An 11,062-nucleotide genomic window follows, 5' to 3' on the forward strand; every position below is an offset into this window, starting at 1 on the left:
CTGCAGACGCAGGTGAACAACCTGGTGTCGTCGGGCTTCGTGACCGACCAGGCCTCGGGCGCGTTCCAGACGTCGTACGAGGAGTTCACGACGGGCACCACGCAGGCCATCGAGGGCCTCGAGGGCATGGCGTCGTTCCTGGAGCAGGCGGCGCAGACGCTGTCCGACGCCGACTCGCAGCTGGCGCAGGGCATCCGCGGCTGACGACGGTCAGGCGTGCAGGCCCGGTCAGAGGCCGGTGCCCAGGGGCGGTCCGGTTCACCGGGCCGCCCCTGAGGCGTCTGCGGCACCGATCGCCCGGGTCGTGACGCTGCGCACCACCGTGGACGACCCGCAGCACCCGACGACGCCACGGGTACGCGCAGTCCGCCCGAGCTCCACCCGTCGTCCCTCCCGGAGGTTGCCATGGATGCCCGCTCACGCCGCTGGTGGTTCACCGCTGTGCTCGTACTCTTCTTCGTGCTCTCGGCGGTGCGCCTCGCGCTCACGATCCGGCGCGACGGCGTCGAGGACGCCACGCTGTGGATCGCGTTGCTGGTGGTGGCGCTGATCGTCGTCGTCACGCTCGCGGTGGTCGTGCGCCGCGCGGGGGCCGTCGCCGACCACGTCGCGCGCCGGCGGCCGGGCGCCGTCGTCGTCCCGGCGTTCACCACCTCGGAGACGCTGGACGAGGCGCGGACGGCCGGCGCGCCGACGCGGGGGATCGCCCCGGTGGGAGGCAGCCCCGCGGCACTCGCTGTCGTCGGCGACAGGGTCGAGGTGTGGGTGCGCCGTGAGGCGGGCCCGCGCTGGGCGGTGCGGCGGGTGCCGGGCGGGACGACGCAGGTCGAGGCCGCCTACGGCACCCGCGAGACGCCGGCCCTGCGGGTGGCCGACGACGGCGCGACGGTGACCGTGGTGCCGGCGTACCACCCGCTGCGGGCGACGGGCGGCCTGGCCGGCGGCGACGTGGCGCGCGCGGTGCATGAGGTGTCGACCGCGTCATGACGGACGACCGTCGCCGGGGCATACCGATGCCCGCGGCAGACATGACCGACCGGCGAGACAATGCGTTCGCGAGGTGAGACAGATATGGCATCCTGGGTAAGGCTGGACCCCGACAGGTGAGGTAAGCCTCACCCGATTGCAGGAGAATCCTCCTAGAATCGAACGCCACGCATACCCGATCCGGAAGGCGTATCCCGCAGTGAGCAGCATCCGACCTCTGCGCGTCGCGATCGTCGGCGCAGGCCCCGCCGGCATCTACGCCGCGGACATCCTGTCGAAGACCGACCTCGACGTGAGCATCGACCTCTTCGAACGCCTGCCCGCCCCGTTCGGCCTCGTGCGCTACGGCGTCGCCCCGGACCACCCGCGCATCAAGCAGATCATCACCGCCCTGCACCGTGTGCTGAGCCGCGGCGACGTCCGCCTGCTCGGCAACGTGGACTACGGCGTCGACCTCAAGCTGGACGACCTGCGCCAGTTCTACGACGCCGTGATCTTCTCCACGGGCGCGATCAAGGACCACGAGCTGCCGGTGCCGGGCATCGACCTCGACGGCTCCTACGGCGCCGCGGACTTCGTGTCCTGGTACGACGGCCACCCCGACGTGCCGCGCACCTGGCCGCTCGAGGCCAAGGAGGTCGCCGTGCTCGGCGCCGGCAACGTCGCCCTCGACGTCGCGCGCATCCTCGCCAAGCACGCGGACGACCTGCTGCCCACCGAGATCCCGGCCAACGTCTACGACATCCTCAAGTCGTCACCGGTGACGGACGTACACGTCTTCGCCCGCCGCGGCCCGGCGCAGGTGAAGTTCTCGCCGCTGGAGCTGCGCGAGCTCGGCCACGTGCCGGACGTCGACATCGTCGTCTACCCCGAGGACTACGACTTCGACGAGGGCTCCATGGCCGCCGTCGAGTCGTCCAACCAGACCAAGCAGGTCGTCAAGACGCTCACGGACTGGACCCTCGTCGACCCGTCGACGCAGACGGCCTCCCGCCGCCTGCACCTGCACTTCCTGCACGCCCCCGCCGAGATCCTCGGCGAGGACGGCAAGGTCGTGGGGCTGCGCACCGAGCGCACCGCGCTGCAGGGCGACGGCACGGTCAAGGGCACGGGCGAGCACCACGACTGGCCGGTCCAGGCCGTCTACCGCGCGGTCGGCTACTTCGGCTCGCCGCTGCCGGAGGTCCCCTTCGACGAGCTCAAGGGCGTCATCTCCAACCGCGAGGGCCGCGTCGTCGACCTCGACGGCGACCACCTGCCCGGCGTGTACGCCACCGGCTGGATCAAGCGCGGGCCGGTCGGCCTCATCGGCCACACCAAGTCCGACGCGTCCGAGACGATCCGCCACCTCGTGGAGGACGTCACGGGCGTGGGTGACGGCGGCGACGTCGCGACGGGGGACCTCACGGCCGGCCGCACCGCGACGCAGGCCGACCCGCAGGCCGTGCTGGACTTCCTCGCCGACCGCGGCGTCGACGTCGTCGAGTGGGACGACTTCGTGCTGCTCGACGAGCACGAGAAGTCGCTGGGCGAGCCGCACGGCCGCGAGCGCATCAAGGTCGTGCCGCGCGACGAGATGCTCGACATCGCGAAGCGCCGTCGCGCCTGACGGATCGACCGAGGGCCCGGGCGGGAACCGCCCGGGCCCTCGGCGCGTTCACCCCGTGGGATCCTGCCGGCGCGCCGGCGCGGGCAGGGCGCACGGAAGGAGACGGCAGGACACATGGGCCACCAGCACTTCAACGGTCTCAAGACGGCGGCGCTCTTCGGCGTCATGTGGGCCGTGGTCCTCGGCCTGTGGGCCCTGTTCTTCCGCGGCAGCGCGGGCATGCTCGTCGTCTTCGTGGGGATCGGCCTCGTCACGACGTTCGTCGGCTACTGGAACTCCGACAAGATCGCGATCCGGGCGATGCACGCGTACCCGGTGACGGAGCTCGAGGCGCCGGAGATGTACCGCATCGTGCGGGAGCTCTCCACGGAGGCCCGCCAGCCCATGCCGCGCCTGTTCATCTCGCCCACGCAGGCGCCGAACGCGTTCGCGACGGGACGCAACCCCAAGAACGCGGCGGTGTGCTGCACCGAGGGCATCCTGCGGCTGCTCGACGAGCGGGAGCTGCGCGGCGTGCTCGGGCACGAGCTGATGCACGTGTACAACCGCGACATCCTCACGTCGTCGGTCGCGTCCGCGATGGCGGGCGTCATCACCTCGCTGGCGCAGTTCCTGCTGATCTTCGGCGGCGGCGACCGGCGCGAGGGCGGCAACCCGCTCGCGGCCCTGGCGATGGCGATCCTCGCGCCGTTCGCGGCGATGATGATCCAGATGGCGATCTCCCGGACGCGCGAGTACGACGCGGACGAGGACGGCGCCAAGCTCACGGGCGACCCGATGGCCCTCGCGTCGGCGCTGCGCAAGCTGGAGTCCGGCACGGCGAAGGCGCCGCTGCCGCAGACCCGCGAGCTGCAGAACGTCTCCCACCTCATGCTGGCCAACCCGTTCCGCGGCGCCGGCATGGCGAAGATGTTCTCCACGCACCCGCCGATGGCGGACCGCATCGCCCGCCTGGAGAAGATGGCCGGCGGCACGGGCTTCGGCCCGGGGGGAATCACCCGATACTGACGGCCCGTGCGACGCGCTCGGGGAGCGTGGCCGACGTCGGTCTGCCAGGCTGACCTGCGATGACCTCAGCCCCGCCGGGCGGCCGGGACGACGCGGCCGAGCCCGGGCAGCGCGAGCGCCCGCCGTCGCACCCGGACGCCGGCCACGCGCGCCTGCGTCGCTGGCAGGCGGCGACCGAGTGGCCGCTGACCGCGATCTCCCTGCTGTTCCTGGTCGCGTACGCCATCCCGATCGCGCGCCCGGAGGTCTCCCCGGAGGTACGAGCCGCCTGCTCCGTCGTGCTCGCGGTGACGTGGGCGCTCTTCGTCGTGGACTACGTCGTACGCGCCCGGCTCGCTCCCCGCCCGTGGCGCTACGTCCGCCGGCACCCGCTCGAGCTCGCCGTGGTCGTGCTGCCCGTGCTGCGCCCGCTGCTGCTGGTGTCCGTGGTGGTGCGCCTCAACCGGGTCAACGCCGTGCGGCTGCGCGGCCGGGTGGTGCGGTTCGCGGCCGCGGGCACGGCGCTCCTGGTGATCGTGGGCGCGCTGACGGTGACGCAGGCCGAGCGCGGCGCGCCGGGCGCCACCATCGTGAACCTCGGCGACGGGTTCTGGTGGGCGATGGTGACCATCACGACCGTCGGCTACGGCGACTTCACGCCCGTGACCCCGTTGGGCCGCGTCATCGCGGTGTGCCTGATGCTCGGCGGCATCGCGCTGCTGGGGGTCGTGACGGCGACGCTCTCGTCGTGGCTCGTGGAGCGGGTCACCGACACGTCGTCGCCGGACGACCGCCTGGGCGCGGTGCGCGGCCCGGCGGGGGAGGCGCCCGTCGGCCTGGTCAGCCAGGCGCAGGTGGCCCTGCTCGTCGCGGAGGTGCAGGAGCTGCGTGCCCAGCTCGTCGCCGACCGGGAGCGCGCGCAGGCTCAGGGGGAGAGCTCCGCGGAGTAGCCGTCCACGGGCGGGGACACGTCGAGCGCGGCCTCCAGCGCGGCGGCGACGCCGTCGTCGTCGTTGCCCGGCACGACGGCGTCCGCGCAGGCGAGCACCTCCGGGTGCGCGTTGGCGACGGCGTGCCCGCGGCCGGCCCAGCGCAGCATCGGCAGGTCGTTGGGCATGTCGCCGAAGGCCCACACGTCGCGGGCGTCGACGCCGAGCCGGCGGCACCAGCGGGCGAGCGCGACGTCCTTCGTCACACCGGGCGGCAGCAGCTCGGCCAGCCCGGCGGCGCCGGAGTAGTGCAGCTCGGCGCGACCGTCCACGACGCCGCGCACGCGGTCGAAGAAGGCCTCCTGGGCGTCGTCGCGGACGTCGCCGCGCTGCACGACGCCGAAGCCCTGCGTCGGCGTGCCCGGCCGGACCGCGAGGAGCTTGGCGACGGCGTCGTCCCCGCCGCGCAGCGCGTCCTCGACGGGCACGGCCCGCAGGCCGCGGTCGAGCCCGGGCTCGCCGTCGGGGAACCAGGGGTCGAAGGCCGGGCCGCGGACGGTCTCGACGGCGAGGCCCACCCCGGGCACGGCCTCCCGCAGCCCGGCGACGAGCTCCTGCACGACGCCGTCGCCGAAGCCGCAGGCGTCCAGCGCCCGGCCGGACCCCAGGTCCCAGACCGCGGCGCCGCCCAGGGCGATGACCCGGCCGTGGCCGCCGACCAGGTCGGCCAGGTCGGCCAACCAGCGCGGCGGGCGGGCGGTGACGAAGACGACCTCGGCGCCCGCGTCCTCCACGGCCCGCAGCGCGGCGCGCGTGCGGGCGGAGACGGTGCCGTCCGAGCGCAGCAGCGTGCCGTCGAGGTCCGTCGCGACGACGCGCGGCAGCCCGCGGCGTGCGCCGCCCGCCCGTGCCGTCACCGGTAGTTGACGAACTGGACCGCGAAGTCCAGGTCCGCGCCCTTGAGGAGCGCGATCACGGCCTGCAGGTCGTCGCGGGACTTGCTCGTCGCGCGCACCTCGTCGCCCGTGATCTGCGTCTTGACGCCCTTGGGGCCCTCCTCGCGGATGAGCTTGGTGACCTTCTTGGCGTTCTCGCCCGCGAGGCCCTCCTTGAGGGAGCCGGCGAGCCGGTAGACCTTGCCGGACGACTGGGGCTCGTTCTCGCCCGTGTCGAGGGCCTTGAGCGAGACCCCGCGCTTGACGAGCTTGGTCTGGAACACGTCGAGGGCGGCGAGCACGCGCTCCGCGGAGTTCGCCTCGAAGACGATGGTGTCCTGACCGCTCCACGCGATGGACGCGCCCACCCCCTTGAAGTCGTACCGCTGGGCGATCTCCTTGGCGGCCTGGTTGAGGGCGTTGTCCACCTCCTGGCGGTCCACCTTGCTGACGATGTCGAACGACGAGTCGGCCATGACGGGCTCCTTCGGGTCGGGGGTCAGGGTTCGGTGACCACCGTAGTGCGTGCGCGCGCGGCCAGACGGGCGCTGCGCGCCTGGCGCGTGCCGTCGACGCTGAGGAGCACGAGCGCCACCCAGACGAGCACGAACCCGGCCCAGCGGGTGGGCGGCATGTGCTCGCCGAACACCAGCAGGCCCAGCAGGAACTGCAGCACCGGGGTCAGGTACTGCAGCATCCCGACCACGGACAGCGGGAGCCGGCGCGCGGCGGCCGAGAAGAGCAGCAGGGGCAGCCCCGTGATGACGCCGCACGCGGCGAGCAGGAGCGCGTGCCCCACGCCCTCCGTCGCGAACGTGCCGACGCCGGTGGCGCCGAGCACCACGAGGTACACCAGGGCGAACGGGGTCGCCACGGCCGTCTCCGCGGCCAGCCCGGGCAGCGCGCCGACGTCGCGCCCCACCCGGTTCTTCACCAGGGAGTAGAGCCCGAAGGCGCCCGCGAGGACGAGCGCGATCCACGGCAGGCCGCCGACCCCGGTGGAGATCACCACGACGGCCGCGGCGCCGAACCCGAGCGCCACCCACTGGGCCACCCTGAGGCGCTCGCGCAGCACGAGGACGCCGAGGAGCACGGTCAGCAGCGGGTTGATGAAGTACCCGAGGGCGGCGTCCAGCACGTGGCCGGAGAGCACGGCGTACACGTACGTGGTCCAGTTCGCGATGATCAGCACGGACGCGACGGCGAGCGCGCCCATGACGCGCCCGTTGCGCAGGACGGCGACGAACGACCCGAACGTGCGCGTGACGAGCAGGAGCACCACGCAGAACACGAGGCTCCACACGACGCGGTGGGCGATGATCTCGACGGGGCCGGCGGGCTCGAGCAGCGGGAAGAACAGGGGCATCGCGCCCCAGAGGACGAACGCCGAGAGGCCGAGCGGCAGCCCCCAGCGGTCGGGGGAGGAGGGGGACGTCACCGCCTCAATGTAGGACCCGGGGGACGGTGCGGGCGGTCGTGACGCGGGCCACGGCGAGACGATTTCCGCCGGGACCCTCCGGGGCGTTATGGTTCTACCCGCGAGCTCGTCCGCGAGCCCGCACGGCAGGTTGCCCGAGCGGCCAAAGGGATCTGACTGTAAATCAGACGGCTCAGCCTTCGGGGGTTCGAATCCCTCACCTGCCACCGCGACGGACGGGGCGCCCCCCTCGGGAGGCGCCTCGTCCGACGTCTGGAGGGGCCCGCACGGGCCCGGCGCACGATGTGATCGAGCGGGCATCCCGCGGATTTCATCAGGTGCCGAGAGCCGTGTAGAGTCTTCTCCGCTGCCCCGATAGCTCAGTCGGCAGAGCGTCTCCATGGTAAGGAGAAGGTCAAGGGTTCGATTCCCTTTCGGGGCTCTGTGATGTGACGCGGGACCGTCGTCCTCATCTGAGGACGCATGGTCCTGCGTTCCGTCACGCGCGGCGGGGTAGCTCAGCTGGTCAGAGCGCACGACTCATAATCGTGAGGTCGCGGGTTCGAGCCCCGCCCTCGCTACCGACATCATCACGGTTCGACGGCCGGCGTCGGACCGGCCTGTTCCTTGATTCACGTGGCGCCTTCCGGGGGCGCGAGAGGTGACACACCATGGCTGCCAAGAGCGCGGACGTCCGCCCGAAGATCACGCTCGCCTGCGTGGACTGCAAGGAGCGGAACTACATCACGAAGAAGAACCGCCGCAACGACCCCGACCGTCTCGAGCTGGCGAAGTTCTGCCCGCGCTGCGGCAAGCACACGTCGCACCGCGAGACCCGCTGACCCAGCCCTCGACGGATCACCGCACCGACGTGGCGAACCCCGACTTCGCTGGCCGCGAGTACCCGGCCACCGCCCCCTACTCCGTGGGGCGCGAGAAGCTCCGTGAGTTCGCCTCCGCCGTCGGTGCCGCCCACCCCGCGCACCACGACCTCGTGGCGGCGCGGGGTCTCGGCTATCCGGACCTCGTCGCGCCCCCCACGTTCGCCGTCGTCGTCGCACAGCGGGCCGAGGCGCAGTACGTCCAGGACCCGGACGCCGGGATCGACTTCTCGCGCGTCGTCCACGCGGACGAGAAGTTCACGCACCACCGGCCGATCGTCGCGGGCGACGAGCTGGTCACGGTGCTCCACGTGGACTCCGTGACCGAGCGGGCCGGCATCGCGATGGTGACGACGCGCTGCGAGATCTTCGCGGCCGCGGACGGCGCGGCCGGCGACGGCGCCCGCGAGCCCGTCGCGACCGTCTCCTCGAGCCTCGTGATCCGCGGGGAGGACTCCTGATGACCCGCCCCGCCCTCGCGGACCTCACCGTCGGAGACGTCGTCGCCACCGGGACGGTCGAGCTCGACCGAGCCCGCCTCGTGCGCTACGCCGGGGCCAGCGGCGACTTCAACCGGATCCACTGGGACGAGCCCTTCGCCACCGGCGTCGGGCTGCCCGACGTCATCGCCCACGGGATGCTGACGATGGGCTCCGTCGTCGGCGTCGTCGCCGACTGGGCGGGAGACCCGGGCGCCGTCGTCGCCTACCAGACGCGCTTCACGAAGCCGGTCCCGGTCCCGCACGACGGCGCCGCCGTCGTCGAGGTCTCCGCCGCCGTGGGCGCGATCGACGCGGACGCCGGCACGGTGCGCGTGGACCTCACGGTGACGCACGAGGGCGCCAAGGTGCTGGGCCGCTCGCAGGCGACCGTCCGCCTCTCCTGACCTTCCCTCCCGCGAGCGAGCGCGGCCGCTGATCTCGTCGCGCCGAGGCGCGACGAGATTTTTTACGTCTATCACTTCCCATGAAACGGGATTTCACGGTTCGATGACGAGGTGCGCCCGTGAGCGCACTTCGTCCTCGAGAGGAGCACTCCCCGTGAGATCCGTACGACGACGCACCACCGGGCTGGCAGCCGCCGGCCTTCTCCTTCCCCTGGCCACGATCCCCGCGGTCGCCGCGGGGGCCGGACCGTCCACCGCCCCCACGTCCGACGTGACCTGCGACGCCGTCGTCGCCGCGCCGGACCGGGAGTCCGCGTTCGCCGCCGCGAGCGACGCCACCGGCGTCCCCGGCGACCTGCTCAAGGCCGTCTCCTACATGGAGTCCCGCTGGGACCAGCACGCCGGCACCGCCAGCGCCGACGGGGGCTACGGCCTGTTCAACCTGCTCGACCACGCGCCCGAGGCGCCCGACGGGGCCGGCAAGGACGCCACGCCCCGCGCCGCCGTGAGCGAGCTCGACCGCGCCGCCGCCCTCACCGGGCTGTCCGCGGCCGAGCTCCGGTCCGACGCCGCCGCGAACACCTGCGGCGCCGCCGCGCTGCTGGCCTCCTACCAGGGGGACGCGGGGCAGGGGGCGGGCGACGGTCTCGCGTCCTGGGGCGCGGCCGTCGCGCGGCTGGGCGGCTCGCCGTCGTTCGCCGACCGGGTGTACTCGACCCTGCGCCAGGGCGAGAGCCGCACGACCGACGACGGCGGACGCGTGACCCTCGCCGCCCGGCCCGACGCCGTCCTGCCCGAGGCGTCCACGGCCGCGGCGAGCGACGCGGCCGCCGACTGCCCGCCCGACCTGGGCTGCGAGTGGCTGCCCGCGCCGTACGCGAAGGGCAGCGCCGACCTGCCCGACAACACCGGGAACTACGGCAACCACGATCAGGCCGACCGCACGGGCGAGGGCGGTCCGTCGATCGACTACATCGTCATCCATGACACGGAGACGGCGTACGAGCCGAGCGTGCGGCTGGTCACCGACCCCACCTACCTGGCGTGGAACTACACGCTGCGCTCGTCGGACGGGCACGTGGCGAACCACCTCGAGCCCTCCGACGTCGGCTGGCATGCGGGCAACTGGTACATGAACATGCACTCGATCGGCCTGGAGCACGAGGGCTGGGCCGGCACGTCGGGCTGGTTCACCGAGGCGATGTACCAGTCGTCGGCCGAGCTGGTGCGCTACCTGGGCGAGAAGTACGACGTCCCGCTCGACCGCGCCCACGTCATCGGGCACGACCAGATCCCCGGCATCCTGCCCGGGTCCACCAAGAGCGTGCACTGGGACCCGGGGCCGTACTGGGACTGGGAGCACTACTTCGACCTGCTCGGCGCGCCGATCGGCGGCGGCCTGGACCCGACGGCGGACGTCGCGCCGGGCGACGTCGTCGAGGTGGTCGCCGGCTACGACGACAACGCGAACCCGGTCACGGGGTGCGCGCAGGCGTCGCCGGGCTCCGGGGACTGCGTCGCGGGCGCGGGCACGAACTTCGCCCTCGCCTACCAGGCGCCGTCGCTCGACGCGCCCTACGCCCGTGACCCCGGCTGGAAGCCGGGCGGCGCGGACGGCACGACCTACGCCAGCGACATCAGCGCGCGTGTGAACTCGGGCCACCAGCTCGTCGTCGCGCAGGTGCGGGGCGAGTGGCTGGGCGTGTGGTGGGCCGGGTCGCTGGCCTGGATCCACAACCCGGCGGACCGCCCCGTGGTCGTGCCGAGCACCGGGCAGACGGTGACCGTGGGCGGCGACGCGGCGGCCGCGATCTACGGCCGCGCGTACCCGGAGGGCGCGGCCTACGCGCCCTACCCGGGCATCACGCCGCAGGCGGTCACGCCCATCGAGTACACGATCGGCGCCGACCAGAGCTACGTGGTCTCGGACGACACGGTCACGACCGACTACTACAACGCCAAGTCGTTCGACGGCTCGATCCCCGACGACCGGACGGACGTGCGCGGCGAGGACGCCTACTACCAGCTCTGGTACGCGCACCGGCAGGTGTTCACCCGCGCCGCGGACGTGACGCTGCACGACCCTGTGGTCACCGACGTCGAGGGGCCGAGCATCGAGGGCAGGGCGAAGATCGGCAAGGTGCTCACCGTGGACCCGGGGGAGTACCTGCCCGGGGACGACACCGACGTCGACGTGCAGTGGCTGCGCGACGGCGAGCCCGTGCGCGGAGCGGACGGGACGCGGTACCACCTCACGGGCCGGGACCGCGGCGCGGACATCTCGGTCGAGGTGACCGTGTCCGCGCCCGGCTACACGTCCGCGACGTTCACCTCGGACGCCGTCGGCCCGGTGCGCCCGCACTGAGCCCCGCGAGATAGAGAAGGGATCCCGCCGAGATAGAGAGGGCGCGGACCGTTGTCGGTCCGCGCC

12 protein-coding genes and 3 tRNA genes are annotated in these 11,062 nt (G+C 73.0%); 12 read left to right on the plus strand and 3 right to left on the minus strand.

The genetic code is table 11. The features are described from left to right. The 5 genes from ACFCZN_RS20700 to ACFCZN_RS20720 form a co-directional block, all read left to right on the plus strand. Positions 1-204: WXG100 family type VII secretion target (locus ACFCZN_RS20700; protein WP_430558009.1), on the plus strand; the 204-nt coding region annotated here is incomplete at its 5' end. Between the two features lie 201 nt (positions 205-405). Next, positions 406-987: a hypothetical protein gene (locus tag ACFCZN_RS20705; RefSeq protein WP_429764857.1), complete on the plus strand. Its 582-nt coding sequence runs from the start codon at positions 406-408 to the stop codon at positions 985-987. Positions 988-1,186: 199 nt separating this feature from the next. Further along, positions 1,187-2,596: an FAD-dependent oxidoreductase gene (locus tag ACFCZN_RS20710; RefSeq protein ID WP_430558010.1), complete on the plus strand. Its 1,410-nt coding sequence runs from the start codon at positions 1,187-1,189 to the stop codon at positions 2,594-2,596. Positions 2,597-2,710: 114 nt separating this feature from the next. Next, entirely contained in the window at positions 2,711-3,604 is an 894-nt protein-coding gene (htpX, locus tag ACFCZN_RS20715; protein WP_429764854.1) for a zinc metalloprotease HtpX, read from the plus strand. A 59-nt stretch (positions 3,605-3,663) separates the two neighbouring features. After that, a complete protein-coding gene (locus ACFCZN_RS20720) occupies positions 3,664-4,533 on the plus strand; it encodes a potassium channel family protein (RefSeq protein ID WP_430558011.1) in 870 nt (289 codons plus the stop codon). Here ACFCZN_RS20720 and ACFCZN_RS20725 read toward each other — a convergent pair. Genes ACFCZN_RS20725 through rarD form a run of 3 tightly spaced genes read right to left on the minus strand, consistent with a single transcriptional unit; the run spans position 4,509 to position 6,885 of the window. After that, entirely contained in the window at positions 4,509-5,429 is a 921-nt protein-coding gene (locus ACFCZN_RS20725; protein ID WP_429764850.1) for an HAD family hydrolase, read from the minus strand. The two genes, ACFCZN_RS20720 and ACFCZN_RS20725, sit on opposite strands and share 25 nt — an antisense overlap. After that, entirely contained in the window at positions 5,426-5,923 is a 498-nt protein-coding gene (locus ACFCZN_RS20730) for a YajQ family cyclic di-GMP-binding protein (protein ID WP_429764848.1), read from the minus strand. The genes ACFCZN_RS20725 and ACFCZN_RS20730 overlap by 4 nt, the downstream gene beginning before the upstream one ends. Positions 5,924-5,946: 23 nt before the next feature. Beyond that, on the minus strand, positions 5,947-6,885 hold the full coding sequence (rarD, locus tag ACFCZN_RS20735) for an EamA family transporter RarD (protein WP_430558012.1): 939 nt from the start codon (positions 6,883-6,885) through the stop codon (positions 5,947-5,949). 124 nt (positions 6,886-7,009) lie between these two features. Between rarD and ACFCZN_RS20740 the strand changes: the two genes are divergently transcribed. From ACFCZN_RS20740 to ACFCZN_RS20770, 7 genes are all read left to right on the plus strand, one after another. Beyond that, positions 7,010-7,091: transfer RNA gene (locus ACFCZN_RS20740), tRNA-Tyr, on the plus strand. Positions 7,092-7,233: 142 nt separating this feature from the next. After that, positions 7,234-7,306: transfer RNA gene (locus ACFCZN_RS20745), tRNA-Thr, on the plus strand. 65 nt (positions 7,307-7,371) lie between these two features. Continuing rightward, a tRNA-Met gene (locus tag ACFCZN_RS20750) sits at positions 7,372-7,445 on the plus strand. A 90-nt stretch (positions 7,446-7,535) separates the two neighbouring features. Next, positions 7,536-7,706 (plus strand): 50S ribosomal protein L33, encoded by a 171-nt coding sequence (rpmG, locus tag ACFCZN_RS20755; RefSeq protein WP_079572326.1) that lies wholly within the window; start codon positions 7,536-7,538, stop codon positions 7,704-7,706. 29 nt (positions 7,707-7,735) lie between these two features. Next, positions 7,736-8,206, plus strand: coding sequence for a MaoC family dehydratase N-terminal domain-containing protein (locus tag ACFCZN_RS20760; RefSeq protein ID WP_430558013.1), 471 nt, complete (start codon positions 7,736-7,738; stop codon positions 8,204-8,206). Further along, positions 8,206-8,631 (plus strand): MaoC/PaaZ C-terminal domain-containing protein, encoded by a 426-nt coding sequence (locus ACFCZN_RS20765; RefSeq protein WP_430558014.1) that lies wholly within the window; start codon positions 8,206-8,208, stop codon positions 8,629-8,631. The genes ACFCZN_RS20760 and ACFCZN_RS20765 overlap by 1 nt, the downstream gene beginning before the upstream one ends. 154 nt (positions 8,632-8,785) lie before the next feature. Beyond that, entirely contained in the window at positions 8,786-10,996 is a 2,211-nt protein-coding gene (locus ACFCZN_RS20770; RefSeq protein ID WP_430558015.1) for an N-acetylmuramoyl-L-alanine amidase, read from the plus strand. Positions 10,997-11,062: the final 66 nt, after the last annotated feature.

It is taken from the genome of Isoptericola sp. NPDC056134, from assembly GCF_042264825.1.
Taxonomy (GTDB): domain Bacteria; phylum Actinomycetota; class Actinomycetes; order Actinomycetales; family Cellulomonadaceae; genus Isoptericola; species Isoptericola nanjingensis.